This window comes from Rhodococcus sp. MS16 (assembly GCF_013277795.1).
Taxonomy (GTDB): Bacteria; Actinomycetota; Actinomycetes; order Mycobacteriales; family Mycobacteriaceae; genus Rhodococcus_F; species Rhodococcus_F globerula.
On record NZ_VBTM01000001.1, the window covers coordinates 917,481 to 938,436 of the forward strand.

Here is a 20,956-nt window from a genome sequence, read left to right on the forward strand (position 1 = left end):
GAGCGTCAGTACTTGCAGTGGTGGCACAGTAGGAGGAATGCAGCATCCACCTGACACCGACACAAAACGATCAGATGAGGGTGTTGCGGTGTACGACCAGTTCGGTAAACCGATCGGCCAGGCGCCTCGCAGCCTTGTCTATCGAGACGGACTCTGGCACGCCAGTTCAGGAGTTCTCGTGCGCTCCACGGACGGCGAGCGCGTGTACGTTCATCGCCGAACTACAAGCAAAGCGGTCTTCGGTGGCCATCACGACTGCATCGCCGGCGGCGTCGTCGACCCCGGTGAATCACCACTCGACACGGCTGTGCGTGAAGTCGGTGAAGAACTCGGAATCTTCGGCACCGAGGACACTCCACTTGCGCTGACGGAAATCGCCAGAATCTCCTGGGACGGAGAATGGGGCGGTCACGCATTGCGATGTCATTTGTTTGCCTTCGAGCTCCGCTACGACGGTCCCGTCATCCATCAACCGAGCGAAATTTCCGACGGAGGGTGGTGGACCCTGGCTGAGCTCGACGCGCATCTGAAGGACCCGTCGTGGCCCTTCGTCCCCGATACCCGGGTGTTGTTGGCCGACTACCGATGGAGCCAACTCAGCAGCGAATGATCGGGACAGGTTCGGGTTGGGCGTGCGTATCGGCACACGACCAGCGCTGAGATGTCACATCTGGCCATATTCGACGCGGTTGTGTGCAGTCAGGACCGAGTTGGCATGCGCTCGAATACAGATCGGGCCGGCACTCTTGCGAGTGCCGGCCCGATTCTGCTGCGGCGTCCTACAGGTACTGACCCGTGTTGGACTCGGTGTCGATAGCGCGGCTGGCACTGGCGTTCTTGCCGGTGACAAGGGTGCGAATGTAGACGATCCGCTCACCCTTCTTACCCGAAATACGGGCCCAGTCATCAGGATTGGTGGTGTTCGGCAGGTCTTCGTTCTCGGCGAACTCATCGACGATCGAATCGAAGAGATGCTGAACCCGCAATCCCGGTGCACCGGTATCGAGTACCGATTTGATGGCGTACTTCTTCGCCCGGTCGACGATGTTCTGGATCATGGCACCGGAGTTGAAGTCCTTGAAGAACAGGACTTCCTTGTCACCGTTTGCGTAGGTGACTTCGAGGAAACGGTTCTCCTCGCTCTCCGCGTACATGCGATCCACAACGCGAACGATCATCGCCTTGAGGCATGCTGCGCGATCGCCACCGAACTCGGCGAGGTCGTCGGCATTGATCGGCAGACCGTCGACCAGGTACTTCGAGAAGATGTCCTGCGCGGATTCGGCGTCGGGGCGCTCGATCTTGATCTTCACGTCCAGACGACCCGGCCGCAGAATGGCAGGGTCGATCATGTCCTCGCGGTTGGACGCACCAATCACGATGACGTTCTCTAGGCCTTCCACACCGTCGATCTCACTGAGCAACTGCGGAACCACTGTCGTTTCCACATCCGAGGAGACTCCTGAACCGCGGGTACGGAAAATGGAGTCCATCTCGTCGAAGAACACGATGACCGGGGTGCCTTCGGACGCCTTTTCGCGGGCCCGCTGGAAAATCATCCGAATGTGGCGTTCGGTTTCGCCGACGAACTTGTTCAGAAGCTCGGGGCCCTTGATGTTGAGGAAGTAGGACTTTGCGTCCTTGCTGTCCTGCCCGCGGGCTTCGGCGATCTTCTTCGCCAGCGAATTGGCGACTGCCTTCGCGATCAGGGTCTTACCGCAACCGGGCGGACCGTAAAGCAGTACACCCTTCGGTGGACGCAGTGAGTACTCGTGGAACAGGTCCTTGTGCAGGAAGGGCAGTTCGACGGCGTCCCGGATCTGTTCGATCTGCCGACCGAGGCCACCGATGTCGTCGTAATGCACGTCCGGCACCTCTTCGAGGACCAGATCTTCGACCTCGGCCTTGGGAATACGCTCGAACGCATAACCGGCTTTGGCGTCGACCAGCAGGGAGTCGCCCGGGCGCAGCTTCCTGGTCGGGGAATCGGCGTCATAGGCGATGATGTCGGCCTGGGGATCGGCGAACACCGCTGCCAGGGGCGCAGCGAGCCACACGATTCGCTCTTCGTCGGCGTGCCCGACTACCAGCGCCCGCAAGCCGTCGTCGAGTACCTCACGCAGAGTGCTGATTTCGCCGACCTGCTCGTAACCACCGGCTTCCACGATGGTGAGGGCCTCGTTGAGCCGCACGGTCTGACCCTGAGTGAGCGTGTCGGTGTCGATATTCGGTGAACACGTCAGTCGCATTTTGCGGCCGGACGTGAAAACGTCCACCGTTTTGTCTTCGTGAACTGCGAGCAGCACGCCGTAGCCACTCGGCGGCTGACCGAGTCTGTCGACCTCTTCGCGTAAAGCGATCAGTTGTTGACGGGCCTCCTTGAGAGTGTCCATCAACTTGCCGTTTCGGATTGCGAGCGAGTCAAGTTTCGACTCCAACTCCCGCACCTGCTCCGGCGACTGTGCGAGTTGACGCCGCAGAACCTGCAATTCCACTCGTAACGCGTGAAGCTCTTCTGCTGCCGCAACCGAATCCGGGTTCTCTGTCGAGCTCATATGCGTCTCCTCCCAGTGCGATAGATCAACGCTACCGGCATCGCGGCCCAAGTGTCGCCAGACACGGTGCGCGAGTTCGATTTCACAGCCGCGACTGCCACACCGAGACCGCTCCTGAACCAAAAGTAAGCCATGTTAGCCTTGCCTACAATGCCGAGACAGTGCCTGTCTCCCCCAACGAAAGGTCACGCTGTGATCATCCGCAAGACACTCGTCAGCGCCTGTGCCGTCGCCGCTGTCCTCGCTCTCGGAGCCTGCAGCTCGGACGACAGCTCCGATTCGTCGGCCACGTCCACCTCTGTTGCCGCTACGTCGAGCGCTTCTGCCGCCTCGAGTGCAACGACGTCCGCAGCCGCGGCCGCAGCAACTCCGACGGCAGACGAGCTGAATGCACAGCTGGTTGCGCTTATCGATCCGGCCAAGCCGATCGCCGAGAAGACCGCCCTTGTGGTCGACGGAACGAACCGTCAGGCCAACATCGAGACCATGGGTACCGCTCTGGGTGGCAACCCGGCGTACAAGATCACCTTCACCGTCGAGAACGTCAAGGTCGACGGCGAGACGGCCACCGCCGATGTTGCAGTGGTGAGCCCGCACGGCGCGATGCCTGCCGCTCCGTGGACGTGGGAGCTCGAAGACGGCACCTGGAAGCTGTCCGACACCTCCGCCTGCGTGCTCTTGGAAATGGGCCGCGCTTCCTGCGCCGGATAATTTCTCCGCAAACAAAACGAGCGGCGATCCGATTTTTTCGGATCGCCGCTCGTTTTGTTTGGAGTCAGTGGCTACTTGGCGGCAGTGTTCGAGCCCTTGCCGGCGCGGCGCTGAGGCTTCGGGGTCACAGTGCCCTCGGCCAGACGACGCGCACTGATCAGGAACGCGGTGTGCCCCTGCATGCGATGTTCGGGACGAACGGCCAATCCGACGACGTGCCAGCCGCGGACGATGGATTCCCACGAGCGCGGCTCGGTCCAGCATTCCTGCTCACGCATCGCCTCGACCACCTTGGACAGCTGCGTCACCGTCGCGACGTACACGATCAGAACGCCGCCGGGAACCAATGCCTTCGACACGGCGGGCAGAACATCCCACGGCGCGAGCATGTCGAGAACCACCCGGTCGACCTTGCCGCCGTGCGCTTCCGGATCGAACTCCGCGAGATCCGCGATCGTCAGTTCCCAGTTCGGCGGACGCTCACCGAAGAACGTCTCGACGTTGCGAACCGCGTGTTCGGCATGATCGTCGCGCACCTCGTACGAGATGACCTTGCCTTCGGGTCCGACCGCACGAAGCAGTGAACACGTCAACGCGCCGGAACCGGCGCCTGCCTCGAGTACCCGGGCACCCGGAAACACGTCGCCCTCGTGGACGATCTGCGCCGCGTCCTTGGGGTAGATAACCTGCGCGCCTCGTGGCATCGACAGCACGTAGTCGACGAGCAGAGGACGCAAGGCGAGGTACGGCGTCCCGTTGACGGACTTGACGACGCTGCCCTCGTCCGCGCCGATGAGGTCGTTGTGCACGATCCCCCCCTTGTGGGTGTGGTACTCGCGGTTGGCCTCGAGCACGATCGTGTAGTGCCGTCCCTTGCCGTCGGTCAGCTGGACGCGGTCGCCGACACGGAACGGCCCGGAGGGGCGCTTACCGGGTGCTGTTTCCTCGACCTCTGCAACGACCTCGGCTACTGCCTGGCCGTCTGCTACAGCTACTACAGCGTCGAGTTCCGGTTCGGTGACAGCAGACTGCGCAACCTCATCCAACTCGGTCGTGATTTCTTCGGGTTGCGTATCGTTCACCATGCGTGAGTAATCCCTGTTCGTTTTGCTCCGGCGTCCTCGCCACCGGCCCCGACGGAGTTGTCGGGCCAAGCGTCTAGCCTGCCAGGTGTGAGCTCTGTAGAACTGCCAGCCCCCTCGTTAGCGGGTGGAACATCACACGATCGCCCGCGTAGTCGGCCGGCGCTGTCGCCTTCTCGTGCGGGTGACTACAAACAGTGTCCGCTGCTCTATCGGTTCAGAGCCATCGATCGAATCCCGGAAACACCGACAAGAGCACAGGTCAGAGGCACTGTTGTCCATGCTGCCCTGGAAGCGTTATTTGCGCTACCCACCGGTCAACGGGTTCCGGATCGAGCTGCGGAGTTGGTTCGCCCCGCTTGGGAGCGGGTGAGCGCCGACTCCCCCGACGCGGCCGAGTTGATTCCCGACGAGGACCTCGACGGTTTTCTCTCCGAAGTGGGCAAGCTGGTTCAGACTTATTACAGCCTTATTACAGCCTCGAGGATCCGACGCGGTTCGACGCAGAAGCCTGCGAGGTCTACGTCGAGACCGAACTCGAGAACGGCGTTCGACTTCGCGGATTTGTCGATCGCATCGACGTCGCCCCCACCGGCGAAGTGCGCGTCGTCGATTACAAGACCGGCAAGGCCCCGCGAGAATTCACGGAGTCCAAAGCGCTGTTCCAGATGAAGTTCTACGCACTGGTCCTACTGCGTACTCGCAAGATCGTGCCCGCTCAACTCAAGCTGATCTACCTGGCGTCGGGATCGATCCTCACATACACCCCGGATCACGACGAACTGGTGCGTTTCGAGCGGACATTGTCCGCTATCTGGAAGGCAATACTGGCGGCAGGTGCAACGGGAGACTTCCGACCCAAGCCTGGCAAACTGTGCGACTGGTGCGATCACAAGGCCCTCTGCCCCTCGTTCGGCGGCACACCGCCGCCGTATCCTGGGTGGCCGGACTTGCGGGACGCAGAAGTTGTTGCGGCAAAGGAGAATACGTAATGGCAGACACTTCGTACTACCAGTTCTTGGGCACTACCGCGGAAGGCCACGAACGCTTCGCGACTACGCAGGCAACGGTCAGTATCTGGGGTCCGACGCTCCAACACGGCGCTCCCCCGTCGGCACTGTTGGTGCGTGCACTCGAGCGCTGTGGCGCCCGCGAGGGAACTCGTCTGACTCGGGTGGTCGTGGAGATTCTCGGGCCGATCCCGATCGCGGACATCGAGGTTCGCTCGTGGATCGAACGACCCGGTCGCAGAATCGAATTGATCGTCGCCGAATTGTGGGCAACCGCGCCCGACGGATCGTCACGGGCCGTGGCACGTGGTACGGCGTGGCGCATGGAAACCGCAGACACCACCGGCGTTCTCCACGTGGTCGATCCACCGCTGGAACCGCGCGAAACCGGCACGCCGGGTGTACTGGGTGGCATGTGGAACATCGGCTATCTCGAGACGCTCGATTGGTCGTGGATTGCCGAAATTGGTTGCGAGGGAACAGGAAAGGTGTGGGCACGGCCGAAGCCCGTATTGGTCGAGGGTGAAGAGATGACAGCCCTGGAGAGGCTGTTTGCGATTGCCGACATCTCCAACGGCGTCGGAGCGAAACTCGACCCCGCGCACTGGACGTTCCTGAACACCGATCTGACGGTGCACATCTTCCGGGTTCCCGAGGGCGAATGGGTCGGGGTTTCCGCGGAAACCACCACCGGACCCGATGGCGTCGGAATGTGCGCCGGAGTGCTCTATGACGAGCAGGGTGCAGTCGGGCGCATCGCCCAGACCTTGCAGATTCGTGCCCGCTCCTGATTGCCGCAGGCGAGACAGCAGCGCGTCGACTATCTACGCCGGTCGACTTCGACGGCCACACAAATTAGGGGACCGACGACGCCGGCAAAACGCCAACTGCAACATCGACACTTACACATCGATCATACATGTAAACATTGCGATGTGGTAACCAACTGGTCAGTAACCTCTGACGCCGGTCACTCCGTTCGGGAGCGATAGCGCAAAGTTAAGCGGGCGCAGCGGCAGCAAGACGTGCGAGCGAGTATTCAGTGACGGTGATCAATGCCTGCACCGCGGACGCGCGGTCGCGGGCATCAATCTCGATCATGGGGATTTGGTCGGATAACGCCAGCGCCTGACGAAGATCGTGTGCCGAGTGAATCGGGGCACCGTCGAAACGGTTGACTGCCACGATGAACGGCAATCCGCGGGCTTCGAAGAAGTCGACCGCGGCAAAGCTGTCTTCGAGGCGGCGTGTGTCGATGAGGATGACGGCTCCGATGGCGCCGGTGATGAGGTCGTCCCACATGAACCAGAAACGCCGCTGTCCTGGTGTGCCGAACAGATAGAGAACCAGGTCGTCGGCCAGCGTAATGCGGCCGAAATCCATTGCGACTGTTGTGGTGTCCTTGTTCGGTGTCGCGCCGAGGTGATCGATGCCGTCACTGGCGTCGGTCACCATTGCTTCCGTGCGCAGGGGGACGATTTCGGAGACCGTCCCGACAAGCGTGGTCTTTCCGACGCCGAATCCTCCGGCAACTACTATTTTTGTCGATGTGACGCGAGATGGCGCGTCAGAGTGCCCGAAGTCCACGGAGGGTCCTTTCGATCAGGTCGAGGCGTTCGACCGCAGTCGCATCGCTTCGCAGAGTGGCTTGCACTTCCAATGCCCCGGCAACAACAAGATCTGCGACCAGGACCCGAGCCACCCCGATCGGAACCCCGAGGTATGCCCCGATTTCCGCGATCGAGATTCGCTGCCCGCAGAGAGCGACAATCGACGCGCGAATGTCCTCGGGCGCAAGGCTTTGTGCGATGGCGTCCTCTACCGTTGCGACGATCGCTTCGAGCGGAAGGTCGATGGACGGCTTCGTTCTGCCTTCGGTGAGTGCGTACGGTCGAACGAGACTCGGTTCAGGATCAACCTGCTCGGAGTGATGATGTGGCATCGAGTTCACATATCCCGACCTGATCTGGGAGCGATGTCCATGGTTGTTCCGACGCGATCGACCAGGGTTGCCATTTCGTAACCGATCTGACCGATGTCGCATCCCGCAACGGCAAGTGCAGCGAGGTAGGCCCCGCTACCGACGCCCATGAGGAGGAGGTACCCGTTCTCCATCTCGACCACCGATTGCAGAACGGCACCGCCGTCGAACAACCGTGATGCACCGGCGGAGAGGCTGGCGAGTCCCGAAGTCACAGCGGCCAATTGATCAGCTCGATCGAGCGGAAGGTGGGTGCTCGCAGCACTCAACAATCCGTCGGCCGAGACGATGATCGCGTGGCTCACTCCCGGCACGTCTCGGGCGAAACCCGACACCAACCAGTCGAGTGCGCGAGGAGTTTCTGGGGCTCCGACAGTACTCACTGTTCTCCTTCGTCTTCCTGCACATGCGTGGTCGAGTGCAGGGATGTGGTGTTCTCACTGTTAGCGTGCCGCCGTCCGCGGCTGACGCCGGATTGGTAGTCGCTCCATCCCCGTCTGATGTTCTCCGGCTCGGTGCTCTTACGGTGGGATCCGGAACGGAAAGTGGCAGTAGTGGTTCCAACCGTTCCGGGAACCAACCGCGCACCGCGGTCCCTCATCGGGAGACCCGAATCGGAGATCCTGGTTACGGGCATGTCCGTTGACGCGCGGGCAGCAACCCAACCCTCGTCTGCTTCGGTTGTCCAGATGATTCCGCTTGCGGCACTGGAGTTGTCGTCTGTGGGATCGACCAGCCACTCGGACACCATCCGGGCAAAGATCGGGGATGCAATCGGTGGAGTCTCGGAGGTAGCGTCGGGAGCATCCGCGCCGAATACACCCACACGCGGCGGTGTCGAATCGCGCGGGCGGGAGGAGAAGAACGCCGCCGTGTTGGTCGGATTGGGGGCGCCGAACAGGTGCCTCGGCGCAGGTTCTCGGGCGGCGGACACGCTGGTATCCGGTTGAGTGGCAGTAGTTTCCGGGCCGGCTGGCGTTGTAGCTGCCGGTTCGGTGGCGAGGGTGCTACCAATGCCGGGTACCCCACTGTTCCCTGGAGTGCGGCGAGGAAGCGTATTCCCCGCGGGAAGCGCACTGGCGTGCGGCTGTGAAACGACTGCAGCGGGAGCGCCTGAAACAGGTGGCGGCAAGGTGACCGCACTGATGTTTCGAGGTTGGCTGTTTCGAGGTTGGCGCTGCGGCAACCCGCTCGCTGATACTGCCGGTGCATCAGCCGCCGGACTTTCGGGGCGATCGACAGTCACCTGAGAAGCTGTACGGACCGGAGCAACACGCGGCGCCATCGGCGTTCGAACCACATTGTCGCGTGGTGCGTCGAGCAGTGCCACCGGCAAGTGAACCATGGCGGTAATGCCACTGTGTTCGGATGTGCTGCCCGACGGGCGTAGACGCACTGAAATATTGTATCGACGGCTGATACGACTGATGACAAAAAGTCCCATGTGGCGGGCGGTATCTGGGCTCATCTCGCCTCCCGAAGACAGGCGCCTATTGGCGTCGAGTAGTTCGGCCGACGACATTCCGATACCGAGATCGGCAATCTCCACCAGCACGGAACCGTCGTTCGTGCGTGCGGCGTCGATCGTCACCGTTGTTTCGGGCGGCGAGTAGCGCAGAGCATTATCGAGGAGTTCGGTGATGAGGTGCACGACATCTGCACTGGCCTGGCCACTGACAACAGCAGACAGAATCTGTCCGAGTTCGACACGCAGATAGTCTTCGACTCCGGAAACCGAAGCGCGTAGAGCGTCGGCAAGAGCGATCGGTGCGGTTCGTACGCGTCGCCCTTCGGTGCCGGACAGGATCAGGAGATTATCGCTGTTGCGTCGCATTCGGGCGGCAATGTGGTCGAGACGAAAGAGATTCTCGAGGCGATTCGGGTCGTCTTCGTCTTGTTCAAGTTGCTCGATGAGACCGAGTTGCTGTTCGACGAGGGACTTGTTGCGGCGGGAGAGCGTTTCGAACATGTCGTTGACCTGGCGACGGAGTGTTGCCTGCTCGCCGGCCAAAGTGATGGCCTGCCCGTGCATGTCGTCTACAGCGCGTGCGAGTTGCCCGATTTCCTCGTGGGTGTCAACAGGTACTCGAGGTACTTCGAGGTCGCTTACCTTCTCGCCGGCGCGGATTCTTTCGATCGCCTCGGGTAGTCCCCGTCGCGCTGCGTGGAGAGCGGCAAATCGCAGGCGTCGGATGGGTTCGACCAGCGAGCGGCTGATGATGAGCGCGAGAACAAGGGCTGCGAGGACAGCGCCGAGAACGAGCGCGGTGTCTCGAAGGGCGGCGGATCGGGCTGAGTTGGCTTCGGTGCCCACTGTCGCGGCGAACTTGCTTGATGCCGCGTTGGCCAACGTGTCGTAATGATCACGACTTGTCTGCAGCCCGACGTCGATCTGGCTACTCAGCGGGGACGTCGATGCTGTGGCACCGATTTCGTCGACGCGCCCCTGTGCGGACGCGCGAAGTGCGTTCACAGCGGCGACGGTATTCAGAGAGCTCTCCGATTCATCGCGCGGGAGCACTACACCGCGCAGGGCCGCGAGTTCTGCGCCCGCAACGCCAACCAAAGCGGTTCGAGCTTGCTGATCGAGGCGCCCGGAACCGAACAGAATGCGCTGGTCGGCGAATGCTCGACGAGCTGACCACAAGGCAGAGAACTCGCCTCCACTCTGACGCATGACCGGCTGCGGGGAATCGCGCATGATGTCGGCGAATATGGTCCAGATGTCGATGGATGCTTCGTTGACGCGGGTGACCAGTCGAGCGGGTGCGACTGCGCCGGCGGAAACTTCGTCGATGATCGACTGGCTGTTCTCCAGAGCGCGGGTGACCTGGTCACCGATTGCCCCGTCAGTGTGGAACATTCGACCGGCCGCGGCGAACTCTGCCATGGCCGCTGTCGTTGCTGCCGTGGCGGTCTCGAGTTCGGTGCCGGAGGAGGACGCGACTGCAAGGTCGTCGAGCGCCTCTTCGAGCCGGAGAGCCGCGGGGGAAGCAAGCACGCGTTCCGAGGACGACGTCAGTTTTGCAGCAGTGGAAAGCTCGCCCTGGATCCGAAGTGCGCCGAGCAGGATGGCAACGAGCATCGGAACTGCAAAGACGGCGACAACCTTCCAACCTAGGCGCCATTCGCCGATCGACCACCACGAGGTTGTGTGTGCATCGTGTTTCATGCGGACCAATGCCTCTTCGCGTCTGCTATTAAAGTCTGTCAACCCCCCGATCAGGGAATCGCCCGAGCTCCTTCGACTACGTGCAATCGAAGGAAAGCGATTGAACGGTAACAGAATGATCTTTATCGCATTGCGCCGATAGTCCCTATTGTCCAGATTTTTTGTCTGCTATGTAGGTTTCATGTCGATTTTCAAGGCACGACGATAGGGATCAGCAGGCGACGCCGACATTGAGATTGAAATCAACCTCATGTCAGCACCGCCCGACTAAAGATGGATGAGGCCCGAAAAGTCACATCCGAAAATCTGTTCGGCGAGGCCCTGACCTGAATCCTTCGGTTCAGTCTCTCACTGCAAATTCCCGCGCTTCCGATGCCAATTCATCGGCAGCGGATTCCATATGTGCGGTCACAGGATCCGGAGCGGTCAAGACTGCCACAATCGGAATAGCCAGTGCCAAGAGACCGAGCACGAAGACGGGAAACAGAAACGAGAACACCTCGAGACCCTCGGGAGTAGTTGCCGACGGATCGTGAACAACTTCTACAGCGGCCATTCCCGTGTAGTGCATGCTGACTACTGCAACGCCCATGATCACGCCGGCGAATAAACGCAGCACCGTGGATTCCACAATCATCGTGAACCACAACGCAACGGTGCCGGCAACGACGGCAATCAGGAGCGAGAGTGCGACAAAGTACACGTCGTAGTGGATCTCGCCCTGAAAGCGCAAGGCGCGCATACCTGTGTAGTGCATGACATTGACCGCGACGCCCATGACGAGGCCACCGGCGAGGAGTCGACTCAACCGGAACTCGGTGCCGATGATCACCAATCCAACGAAAACCGCGGTCACGGAAATCAGTGCCGAGACCACTGTCCACATCAGGCTGTATCGAATGGGGCTTCCCGGCACGGAGAACCCGAGCATCGCGATGAAGTGCATCAACCATATGGCGACACCACCGATCGACAGTGCAGCCATGAACAACCAGCGCATCCGCGATTCGCGGGTCGTGGCATTCATGGAATGACGCGTGCACGCCAAGCCGATAACCGATCCGGCGACGGAAACAACGAAGGCGAGTGCGAGCAGCCAGATTCCCATCGAGAAGTGGTGCATTTCATCCGACATGCCAGATCCTTAGGATTGTTGTGGACACTTTCAATTGATGCACTCTCTCACAGAGATTTCAGGTGGCAGCAGTACCACTACCAGACGAGGCGCAGCGTGCAGGACAATCACGATGTGCTGATTCGATAAACGATTTTCGGAGAAACGAGCAATACCGATGCCGCTTCGTAACGACTTCGAGCCCACGCGGGCAAATTGCGGCGAATTCGCCCGCTACTCGTGGACTCAATGCTCGAATGCTTCAGTGTGATTGGCACCACATTCCGTTGTGGCTATCGAATTCCAATTTCTGCACGTATATCGAATCGTCCGAAGGCTATTACTCACGCCCGATTCTGCTCAACTGAAACGAAGGGCAACGACCATTTGTGATAACGACCGCCGCCATGATGGTGCGGCTAATTCAAACGACGGAAGAGAATTGGGGATGACCACGATAGAGACTGCGTCCACACGCCCACCACATCTATCGGGCGCTCGAACATGACATTGGCCAATTCGATCCTTGCTTCTCAACCCTTCCATCAACATCTTGAATTGCGTTCAGCCCCAGAGCGATTCGACGCCGATCATTGGTCTGGTTGGTCACATCCGGCAATGGGTGGCCGTGCCTACAGACCGGATGGCCGTTAGACAGCCACCGATCGACCCGGCAACGCGTCAAGTCTCGAACAGTGGGCGATGCAGACTCTCGGCGACCTCCGGATTCGAGTGGCGTTACCGCCTGCTCCACATCGCAAGCCTAGGATTGCGGGTCGAGTCGGATACGCCCAATGGCGGCAAGACCCATCGCCAGGCCGCGCGACGCGACAACGCACTGCATGCTTGTTGTAAGACCATTCTCGTAGACAAGATGGACGCTCTCAGTTTGCTGCGTTGAATGACCTGACACACACAGGCACTACAGACGAGGGCGGTATGCGTCCAGGCGATACAGATTCGCGCCCGTTCCCGATGTTCCGGAACGGGCGCGAATACACGAGAACTAACTGATCAGAACGCGCGTACCGAACGAATGTTGGACGCAAGAATGGCCCGGGCGCCAAGTTCAGCGAGAGCATCCATTACCTGGTTGTGTCCCTTGATGGGAACCATGGCGCGCACGGCGACCCATTCCGGATCGGCCAGCGGAGACAGAGTCGGAGATTCCATGCCCGGCGTCATCTTGATTGCTTCGTCGAGAATGCCGCGCGGGCAGTCGTAGTCGATCATCAGGTTCTGCTGAGCGAACACGATTCCGCGAACACGCTCGATCAACTGGTTACGGGCCGCGTCGTCCTGCGGGGCGCCGGTGCGCTCGATCAGGACACCTTCCGAGTCGCACAGAGAATCGCCGAAGGCAACAAGGTTGTGCTGACGCAGAGTGCGGCCGGAACCGACCACGTCGGCGATGGCGTCGGCGACACCGAGCTGGATCGAGATCTCCACGGCGCCGTCGAGGCGGATAACGGAAGCGTCGATGCCGCGAGCGGCGAGGTCACTGCGAACCAGGTTCGGGTACGACGTCGCAATACGGAGGCCGGCAAGATCTTCGACGGTCCAGTCCTTGCCGGCAGGTGCGGCGTAACGGAAGGACGAGCGACCGAAACCGAGCGCCAAACGCTCCGAAACCGGTGCACCGGAATCTCCGGCGAGGTCACGACCGGTGATGCCCAGATCGAGTTCACCCGATCCGACGTAGATGGCAATGTCCTTGGGGCGCAGGAAGAAGAACTCGACCTGGTTGGAGGGGTCCAGAACAGTCAGGTCGCGGGAATCGGTGCGACGACGGTAGCCCGCTTCGCTGAGGATTTCGGCGGCGGACTCGGACAGCGAACCCTTGTTGGGAACTGCGACGCGCAACATCAGTGAACGTCCTTTCGGAAGGTGTGGTCAGACGTGGGAAAAGGGAACCGGAATTGTCGGGTCAGATCCTCTTCACAGATGTCGGTACACGTCTTCGAGGGTCAGCCCGCGGCCGACCATCAACACCTGAGTCCAGTACAAGAGCTGAGAAATTTCTTCGGCTAGCTGCTCATCGCTCTGGTACTCCGCAGCGATCCACACTTCACCGGCTTCCTCGATGACCTTTTTGCCCTGTGCGTGAACACCGGCATCGAGGGCGGCGACGGTGCCGGACCCCTCGGGACGGGTGGCAGCACGCTCGGTCAACTCGGCGAACAAGGATTCGAAGGTCTTCACAGGTAGCTATTCTTTCACGAGTGCGGAACGGATTTTCACAGGCCTACAGGCTGGCCCGTCACAAGCCCTGATCGAGAGCGCGTGTGCTGACGAACCGGCGAGTGTGGCCGGTGATCGGGTCCGGGTATTCCAGTGCCCGGGCGAGGAGTCGCAACGGTGTGGAGAAGTCACCAGGTACCGCCGGACGGTAGTGCGGGTAGTAGTTGTCACCGACGATGGGAATGCCCATCGAGTTCAGATGCAGTCGCAGTTGGTGGGTGCGCCCGGTTTTCGGGAACATCCGGTATCGACCGAGCGTGCTACCAGCAGAATCAGTGAGTAGCTCGACCAACTCGACTCGGGTTTCACTGTTCGGTTCGCCCTCGACTTCGGTGGCGGTCATCTCCCCGTGCACCTTGTTGATCCGGCTACGGACGATGCGTGGAAACGTCAATTCGGGATCGAATCCCGCGATGGCTTCGTACTCCTTGACGATCTTCTGCTCCGCGAAGAGTTCCTGATAAGGCCGTCGCAGGTCCGGAGTCACGGTGAACACGATGACACCGGCGGTCATGCGGTCCAGTCGATGTACCGGCGCCAGATCAGGGAGATGAAGGTCACGACGCAGACGGACGACCGCGCTTTCGACGATGTGCGCGCCGCGCGGGATGGTCGCGAGGAAGTGCGGTTTGTCGATGACCAGGATCTGCTCGTCGCGGTACAGGATCTCGATCTCGTGCGGGACCGGGATTTCGGGTGGTGGTTCGCGGTAGAAGTAGACGAAGCGGGTGGGCTGATACGGAGTCTCGCTCGAAATGATCCGCCCGTGCTCGTCGACAACGTCACCAGCAGCGACGAGGGCGTTCCACAGCTCGTGCTCGCCGGGAAACTCACCGACCAGAAACTCGAGGACGGTACGCGCGTCGGATGTCCGGGGCATCCGCAACCGATCCGGCCCGAGCCCGTCTCGGATCGGTAGCGGAGCCTTTGGCACGCCTCTAGACCTGTTCGAGATCGGGTGAGCAACTCTCGCACAGCAATTCGAGGGTCCTTCCGTCTCCGTCGATTCTGTTACGGAAGCGCGGCGTCGGCGTTCCACAGTCGACACACACACCGAGAACCTTTGCCTCGGGCGAGAATTCGATGTTCATCCGCTTGTCGAAGACGTACAACGATCCGTCCCACAGGCCCTTGTCGCCGAACGTCTCGCCGTAACGCACGATCCCGCCGTCAAGTTGGTACACCTCACCGAAACCGCGTGAGCGCATCAACGACGACAACACTTCGCAGCGCACTCCCCCAGTGCAATAGGTGACCACTGCCTTGTCCTTGAGGTGGTCGTACTTGCCGCTGTCGAGTTCGCTGACAAAATCCCGTGTTGTTGTCACGTCCGGAACAACGGCGTCGCGGAAGCGTCCGATTTCGGCCTCGAAGGCATTACGGCCGTCGAAGAAGACAACATCGTCACCGCGGTTGTCGACCAGTTCGTGCAGTTCCTTCGGTGCCAGGTGGACGCCGCCGCCCACCACACCCTTCTCATCGACCGCGAGTTCGTCGGGCGCACCGAACGTCACGATCTCGCTGCGCACCTTGACGGACAAGCGCGGGAAATCGTTGCCGAGTCCGTCCGACCACTTGATGTCGGCCATGCGGAACGGTTCGTACCCGCGGGTGCCACGCACATACCGCTTGACGTCCTCGATATCGCCGCCCACCGTCGCGTTGATTCCGTGCTGCGAGATCAGGATTCGGCCGGTCAGATTGTTCGACTCGGCGAGGCTGTGCTGCCACAACCTGATCGCTTCGGGATCGGCCAACGGCGTGAACTGGTAGAACAGAACAATTTTCGGAATGGACACTTTTGCTACACCAGCCTAACGTGCCGCACGCGCATGAACGTCGTGGAGATGATGAATCGACAAGTCCGTCAACGACTCCCGGAAGATACGTCCCGGCCCCGCCGGAACATCGACTTCACAGGGAACAACAAGCACGCCGCAGCCCGCAGCGGTGGCCGCAGCCGTGCCTGTCGGCGAATCCTCGATCGCCAGACATTGTGACGGTTCCAAACCGAGAAGCGCAGCACCCCTCAGATACGGATCCGCGGCAGGCTTGCCGTTGGCTACCTCGTCGCCGCAGACGCTGTGGTCGAAGAACTCTCGTCCGAGCATCCCGAGTGCGCGATCGACCAGTACCCGCTCGGTATTGGTGACCAGAGCCGAGAGAAGTCCCCCGTCGCGAACAATCGCCAGTGCATCCTGCGCGCCGGGACGCCAGGTCACACCGTCCTCGAACAGATCGCCGACGCGGGCGTACATCCAGTCCTTGGCCTCGGCGACTGCCTCCGGGTGCTGCTCGAGCCCCAGCGAATCGAACACCGTTGCCAGGGCAAACGGACTCGACGCGCCGATGACGGCAACGCGCGTCGCCTCCGTCATCGGCCCGCCCAGGCGTAGCGACAGCTCACGCAGCGCAACGTCCCACAACTTCTCCGAATCGAGCAAGGTGCCGTCCATGTCCCACAGGACACCACCCAGCGTCGTCTCGGATACCTCGGTCAACAACTCAGACATTGAAGTACTTGGCTTCCGGGTGGTGCAGGACAAATGCGTCGGTGGACTGTTCCGGATGCAACTGCAGTTCCTCCGAGAGGTGGACGCCGATGCGCTCCGGCTCGAGCAACGCGACCAACTTGGCGCGGTCCTCGAGATCCGGGCAGGCCCCGTATCCGAAGGAGTAACGCGCGCCGCGGTATTCGAGGTCGAAGTAGCCGGACACGTCGGTGGGATCCTGCTCGGCAACCGAATGGCCGCCAGGCAGAACCAGTTCTTCACGAACCCGGCGATGCCAGTACTCGGCAAGCGATTCCGTCAGCTGAACTCCGATGCCGTGAACTTCGAGGTAGTCACGGTACGAATTCGACGCGAACAGCTCGTTCGCGAAGTCCGCGATCGGCTGCCCCATCGTGACCAACTGGAACGGGAGAACGTCGACCTGGCCGGTCGCTTCTGCTTCCTTACGCGAGCGCACGAAGTCCGCGATGCACAGGAAACGGTCCCGGTGCTGACGCGGGTACGTGAACCGGAATCGTTCCGGCGCATCCGGTTTCGGCTCGGTGAGCACGATGACGTCATCACCCTCGGACACCGCCGGGAAGTAGCCGTAGACCACGGCGGCGTGCGCGAGAATGCCCTCGGCCGTCAACCGGTCCAGCCAGTACCGCAGTCGCGGCTTGCCTTCGGTTTCGACCAACTCTTCGTACGTCGGACCGTCGCCCTTACGCTGACCACGAAGTCCCCACTGCCCCAGGAACAGTGCGCGCTCGTCGAGCAGACCGGCGTACTCGGACAGTGCCACGCCCTTGACGATGCGGCTCCCCCAGAACGGCGGGGCCGGAACAGGGATGTCGACTGCAACATCGGACCGTTCCGGCAGAACAACGGGAGCTGCTTCGGCCTTACGCTTTTCGGCGATCCGCTTGGAACGCTCATGACGAGCCTTCCGCTCGGCAACCTTCTCGCGCGCGGCGATCGCCTCAGGGCTGTCCGGCGCGGGTCCGCCGCCACGCTTTTCGGTCATGATCTGATCCATCAGATTCAAACCCTCGAAAGCGTCGCGTGCGTAACTCACGGTTCCGTCGTACACCTCTTGAAGGTCGTTCTCGACGTACGAACGCGTCAGCGCGGCACCGCCCAGCAACACCGGGAACTGTTCCGAGACACCGCGAGAGTTCAGTTCCTTGAGGTTGTCCTTCATGACCACTGTCGACTTCACGAGCAGTCCGGACATGCCGATGACATCGGCCTTGTGCTCGATCGCAGCATCGAGAATGGTCGCGATGGGCTGCTTGATGCCGAGGTTCACGACGTCGTAACCGTTGTTACTCAAGATGATGTCGACAAGGTTCTTGCCGATATCGTGGACGTCGCCCTTGACCGTCGCAATGACGAGGCGACCCTTGCCGTCGTCGTCCGTCGCTTCCATGTGGGGCTCGAGGAACGCAACTGCCGCCTTCATGACCTCGGCGGACTGCAGAACGAACGGCAACTGCATCTGTCCGGAACCGAACAGTTCACCGACGGTCTTCATGCCCGAAAGCAGTGTCTCGTTGATGATTTCGATCGGGGACTTGACCGTCATCGCTTCGGTGAGATCGTCGTCGAGGCCATTGCGCTCGCCGTCGACGATGCGACGCTCGAGGCGATCGAACAGTGGCAGACCGGCAAGTTCCTGAGCGCGTGACTCACGGGCCGACGCTGCCGAGACACCCTCGAACAGTTCCATCAACTTCTGCAGGGGGTCGTACCCTTCGCTGCGACGGTCGTAGACCAGGTCGAGTGCGGTTACACGCTGTTCTTCCGGAATCCGTGCCATCGGCAGGATCTTGGAGGCGTGCACGATCGCGGTGTCGAGGCCGGCCTCGGTGCATTCGTGCAGGAACACCGAGTTGAGCACCTGCCGGGCGGCGGGGTTCAAGCCGAAGGAAATGTTGGAAATACCCAGTGTGAAGTGCAGTTCCGGGTACGCAGCCTTGAGCTGACGGATCGCTTCGATGGTCTCGATGCCGTCGCGGCGCACTTCTTCCTGACCGGTGGAGATCGGGAAGGTGAGAGCGTCGACGATGATGTCGGACTCTGCGAGACCCCAGTTGCCTGTGATGTCCTCGATCAGACGCTTGGCGATCGCGACCTTGGTCTCGGCCGTGCGCGCCTGGCCCTCCTCGTCGATGGTCAACGCGACAACGGCAGCGCCGTGCTCCTTGACCAGCGTCATGATCTTGTGGAAACGAGACTCGGGACCGGCGCCGTCCTCGTAGTTGACGGAGTTGACGGCACAACGTCCACCGAGGTGCTCGAGTCCGGCCTGCAGAACTGCAGGTTCGGTGGAGTCGAGCATGATCGGCAGCGTCGACGCCGTTGCCAACCGGCTGGCGAGTGCGGACATGTCGGCAGCGCCGTCGCGGCCCACGTAGTCGACGTTGAGGTCGAGCATGTGCGCGCCGTCGCGAGTCTGATCCTTCGCGATGTCCAGGCACTTCTGGTAATCCTCGGACAGCATTGCTTCACGGAAAGCCTTGGAGCCGTTGGAGTTCGTGCGCTCGCCGATCATCAGGATGCTGGCGTCCTGTTCGAACGGAACAGCCGAGTACAACGACGACGTGCTGGCCTCGTGAATCGGGGTGCGCTGCGCCTTCTCCACGAGGCGAACCGCGTCGGCAACTGCCCTGATGTGGTCTGGGGTGGTTCCGCAGCAGCCACCCACCATGCCGAGACCGAATTCGGAGACGAATCCGCTGAGGGCTTCGGCCAATTCGTCTGCGGTCAGCGGGTACTCGGCACCGTTGGGGCCGAGCTGCGGCAAGCCGGCGTTCGGCATGACGGAGACCGGCAGCGTCGAGTACTTGGACAGGTGGCGAAGGTGCTCGCTCATCTCTGCCGGACCGGTTGCGCAGTTGAGTCCGATCATGTCGATGCCGAGCGGCTCGAGTGCCGTCAACGCGGCACCGATCTCGCTGCCGAGAAGCATGGTTCCGGTGGTCTCGACCGTCACGTGCGTGATGATCGGAATCCGCAAGCCCAACTGCTCCATCGCCCGCTGGCTGCCGAGAATCGCAGCCTTGACCTGAAGGAGGTCCTGGCAGGTCTCGACGAGGATGGCGTCGGCGCCGCCTTCGATCATGCCGAGGGCGGATTCGGTGTACGCGTCACGCAGGATGGCAAACGGGGCGTGGCCCAGGCTGGGCAGCTTGGTTCCCGGGCCCATCGAGCCGAGAACAAAGCGGGCCATACCGTCGCGGCCTGGCCCCATCTCGTCAGCTACCTCACGAGCGAGGGCAGTGCCCTTCTCGGAAAGCTCACGGATTCGATGCGAGATGTCGTAGTCGGCGAGGTTGGGCAGGTTGCACCCGAAAGTGTTGGTCTCGACAGCATCGGCACCGGCGGCAAAGTACGCGCGGTGGATGTCTTTGAGCACGTCGGGGCGGGTGTCGTTGAGGATCTCATTGCACCCCTCGAGTCCGAGGAAATCATCTAGTGTGAGGTCCGCGGCCTGCAACATGGTGCCCATCGCTCCGTCGCCGATGACAACGCGCTGATTCAACGCATCAAGCAGGGCAGAGTTAAATGGGGCAGACATGCCGTCCAGAGTAGTGGGCGCTCTCCGATGCTCTGGCCGTAGGCTGGGTGGGTGAGTCCAAGTGAGTTCCCCGTCACTCCCGACGGCCCGGTCGATTTCGATGATTCCGCGGCCTTCGAGAGCCCTGATCGCCCCCAAGGCGATATCCCCGTGCTCCGCGATCCCATTCTCGTGGCAGCCTTCGAAGGCTGGAACGACGCAGGTGACGCCGCCAGCGGCGCCGTCGAGCACCTCGAACTGATCTGGGATGCCCAACCGCTCGCGGAACTCGATTCGGAGGACTACTACGACTATCAGGTCAACCGCCCGACCGTACGGCAGGTCGACGGCGTCACCCGAGAAATCGTGTGGCCTGCCACACGTTTGTCCGTCTGCTCACCGCCTGGCAGCGAGAGCGACATCGTTCTGCTTCACGGTATCGAGCCGAACATGCGTTGGCGCAGCTTCTGCGAGGATCTCCTCGAGCTGATCGACCAACTGAACGTCAAGACGGTGGTCATCCTCGGAGCACTTCTCGCGGACACACCGCACACCCGTCCGGTACCGGTGACCGGAACCGCATACAGCAGCGAATCCGCAGCTCGATTCAACCTCGAGCAGACTCGCTACGAAGGCCCCACCGGTATCACCGGAGTTCTTCAGGACGAGTGCGTCCGGGCCGGCGTACCAGCCATCTCGTTCTGGGCAGCGGTGCCGCACTACGTGTCTCAGCCGCCCAACCCCAAAGCCACGGTGGCACTGCTGCAGCGCGTCGAAGACGTTCTCGACATCGAGGTTCCCCTGGGCGAACTCCCCTCTCAATCCGAAGACTGGGAGGAAGCGGTCAACGAAATGACTGCAGACGACGAGGAGATCGGCGAATACGTACGGACTTTGGAAGAGCGCGGCGACGCTGAGACAGACATCACAGAAGCAATCGCCAAGATCGACGGCGATGCGATCGCTGCCGAATTCGAGCGTTACCTGCGGCGGCGAGGCCCCGGTAGCTTCGGGCTGTGAGCAACACTTCTCCCGA

General features: G+C 61.3%; 17 protein-coding genes and 1 pseudogene. 5 read left to right on the forward strand and 13 right to left on the reverse strand.

Features of this window, described 5'->3' with window-relative positions; translation table 11 throughout:
- The first annotated feature begins 37 nt into the window (after window positions 1-37).
- A complete protein-coding gene (locus FEZ60_RS04165) occupies window positions 38-610 on the forward strand; it encodes an NUDIX domain-containing protein (RefSeq protein WP_172935569.1) in 573 nt (190 codons plus the stop codon).
- A 169-nt stretch (window positions 611-779) separates the two neighbouring features.
- Here FEZ60_RS04165 and arc read toward each other — a convergent pair whose 3' ends face one another.
- Window positions 780-2,555: a proteasome ATPase gene (arc, locus tag FEZ60_RS04170; protein ID WP_033231951.1), complete on the reverse strand. Its 1,776-nt coding sequence runs from the start codon at window positions 2,553-2,555 to the stop codon at window positions 780-782.
- Between the two features lie 192 nt (window positions 2,556-2,747).
- Between arc and FEZ60_RS04175 the strand changes: the two genes are divergently transcribed.
- Window positions 2,748-3,266, forward strand: a complete 519-nt coding sequence (locus tag FEZ60_RS04175) for a hypothetical protein (RefSeq protein WP_172935570.1) — start codon at window positions 2,748-2,750, stop codon at window positions 3,264-3,266.
- 71 nt (window positions 3,267-3,337) lie between these two features.
- Here FEZ60_RS04175 and FEZ60_RS04180 read toward each other — a convergent pair whose 3' ends face one another.
- The gene (locus tag FEZ60_RS04180; protein WP_172935571.1) at window positions 3,338-4,351 is read right to left on the reverse strand and encodes a tRNA (adenine-N1)-methyltransferase; all 1,014 of its coding nucleotides are present in this window, start codon (window positions 4,349-4,351) and stop codon (window positions 3,338-3,340) included.
- Window positions 4,352-4,453: 102 nt separating this feature from the next.
- On the opposite strand from FEZ60_RS04180, the pseudogene FEZ60_RS04185 reads away from it, so the two are divergent.
- A pseudogene (locus FEZ60_RS04185) lies at window positions 4,454-5,340 on the forward strand (RecB family exonuclease).
- The gene (locus FEZ60_RS04190) at window positions 5,340-6,149 is read left to right on the forward strand and encodes a thioesterase family protein (protein WP_172935572.1); all 810 of its coding nucleotides are present in this window, start codon (window positions 5,340-5,342) and stop codon (window positions 6,147-6,149) included. Before FEZ60_RS04185 ends, FEZ60_RS04190 begins: the two are co-directional and overlap by 1 nt.
- A gap of 208 nt (window positions 6,150-6,357) precedes the next feature.
- On the opposite strand, the gene FEZ60_RS04195 is transcribed toward FEZ60_RS04190, so the two are convergent.
- From FEZ60_RS04195 to metH, 11 genes are all read right to left on the reverse strand, one after another.
- Window positions 6,358-6,945, reverse strand: coding sequence for an ATP/GTP-binding protein (locus FEZ60_RS04195; RefSeq protein ID WP_172935573.1), 588 nt, complete (start codon window positions 6,943-6,945; stop codon window positions 6,358-6,360).
- Window positions 6,926-7,300, reverse strand: coding sequence for a DUF742 domain-containing protein (locus tag FEZ60_RS04200; RefSeq protein ID WP_172935574.1), 375 nt, complete (start codon window positions 7,298-7,300; stop codon window positions 6,926-6,928). Before FEZ60_RS04200 ends, FEZ60_RS04195 begins: the two co-directional genes overlap by 20 nt.
- Before the next feature lie 5 nt (window positions 7,301-7,305).
- On the reverse strand, window positions 7,306-7,722 hold the full coding sequence (locus tag FEZ60_RS04205) for a roadblock/LC7 domain-containing protein (protein WP_033231946.1): 417 nt from the start codon (window positions 7,720-7,722) through the stop codon (window positions 7,306-7,308).
- Window positions 7,719-10,511 carry an ATP-binding protein gene (locus FEZ60_RS04210; RefSeq protein ID WP_242484380.1) on the reverse strand — a complete coding sequence of 931 codons (2,793 nt, stop codon included), beginning with the start codon at window positions 10,509-10,511 and terminating at the stop codon, window positions 7,719-7,721. The genes FEZ60_RS04205 and FEZ60_RS04210 overlap by 4 nt, the downstream gene beginning before the upstream one ends.
- Window positions 10,512-10,851: 340 nt before the next feature.
- Window positions 10,852-11,646: an MHYT domain-containing protein gene (locus FEZ60_RS04215; RefSeq protein WP_172935575.1), complete on the reverse strand. Its 795-nt coding sequence runs from the start codon at window positions 11,644-11,646 to the stop codon at window positions 10,852-10,854.
- Between the two features lie 993 nt (window positions 11,647-12,639).
- Window positions 12,640-13,491 (reverse strand): ATP phosphoribosyltransferase, encoded by an 852-nt coding sequence (gene hisG, locus FEZ60_RS04220; protein WP_033231943.1) that lies wholly within the window; start codon window positions 13,489-13,491, stop codon window positions 12,640-12,642.
- 72 nt (window positions 13,492-13,563) lie between these two features.
- Window positions 13,564-13,827 (reverse strand): phosphoribosyl-ATP diphosphatase, encoded by a 264-nt coding sequence (locus FEZ60_RS04225; RefSeq protein WP_003944933.1) that lies wholly within the window; start codon window positions 13,825-13,827, stop codon window positions 13,564-13,566.
- Window positions 13,828-13,885: 58 nt separating this feature from the next.
- Entirely contained in the window at window positions 13,886-14,800 is a 915-nt protein-coding gene (locus tag FEZ60_RS04230; RefSeq protein WP_033231942.1) for a pseudouridine synthase, read from the reverse strand.
- Window positions 14,801-14,804: 4 nt separating this feature from the next.
- Window positions 14,805-15,665: a rhodanese-related sulfurtransferase gene (locus FEZ60_RS04235; RefSeq protein ID WP_033231941.1), complete on the reverse strand. Its 861-nt coding sequence runs from the start codon at window positions 15,663-15,665 to the stop codon at window positions 14,805-14,807.
- 15 nt (window positions 15,666-15,680) lie between these two features.
- Window positions 15,681-16,379, reverse strand: a complete 699-nt coding sequence (locus FEZ60_RS04240) for an HAD family phosphatase (protein WP_033231940.1) — start codon at window positions 16,377-16,379, stop codon at window positions 15,681-15,683.
- Window positions 16,372-19,941: a methionine synthase gene (gene metH / locus FEZ60_RS04245; protein ID WP_072782539.1), complete on the reverse strand. Its 3,570-nt coding sequence runs from the start codon at window positions 19,939-19,941 to the stop codon at window positions 16,372-16,374. Before metH ends, FEZ60_RS04240 begins: the two co-directional genes overlap by 8 nt.
- 144 nt (window positions 19,942-20,085) lie before the next feature.
- Here metH and FEZ60_RS04250 point away from each other — a divergent pair, with 144 nt between their 5' ends.
- Window positions 20,086-20,940 carry a PAC2 family protein gene (locus FEZ60_RS04250; RefSeq protein WP_230590043.1) on the forward strand — a complete coding sequence of 285 codons (855 nt, stop codon included), beginning with the start codon at window positions 20,086-20,088 and terminating at the stop codon, window positions 20,938-20,940.
- Window positions 20,941-20,956 lie beyond the last annotated feature (16 nt).

Excerpts from the sequence above, each read along its gene's own strand:
- arc (WP_033231951.1), bottom strand. The coding sequence starts at position 2,555 with ATGAGCTCGACAGAGAACCCGGATTCGGTTGCGGCAGCAGAAGAGCTT.
- FEZ60_RS04210 (WP_242484380.1), bottom strand. The coding sequence starts at position 10,511 with ATGAAACACGATGCACACACAACCTCGTGGTGGTCGATCGGCGAATGG.
- FEZ60_RS04180 (WP_172935571.1), bottom strand. The coding sequence starts at position 4,351 with ATGGTGAACGATACGCAACCCGAAGAAATCACGACCGAGTTGGATGAG.
- FEZ60_RS04190 (WP_172935572.1), top strand. The coding sequence starts at position 5,340 with ATGGCAGACACTTCGTACTACCAGTTCTTGGGCACTACCGCGGAAGGC.
- metH (WP_072782539.1), bottom strand. The coding sequence starts at position 19,941 with ATGTCTGCCCCATTTAACTCTGCCCTGCTTGATGCGTTGAATCAGCGC.
- FEZ60_RS04165 (WP_172935569.1), top strand. The coding sequence starts at position 38 with ATGCAGCATCCACCTGACACCGACACAAAACGATCAGATGAGGGTGTT.
- hisG (WP_033231943.1), bottom strand. The coding sequence starts at position 13,491 with ATGTTGCGCGTCGCAGTTCCCAACAAGGGTTCGCTGTCCGAGTCCGCC.
- FEZ60_RS04240 (WP_033231940.1), bottom strand. The coding sequence starts at position 16,379 with ATGTCTGAGTTGTTGACCGAGGTATCCGAGACGACGCTGGGTGGTGTC.
- FEZ60_RS04215 (WP_172935575.1), bottom strand. The coding sequence starts at position 11,646 with ATGTCGGATGAAATGCACCACTTCTCGATGGGAATCTGGCTGCTCGCA.
- FEZ60_RS04200 (WP_172935574.1), bottom strand. The coding sequence starts at position 7,300 with ATGCCACATCATCACTCCGAGCAGGTTGATCCTGAACCGAGTCTCGTT.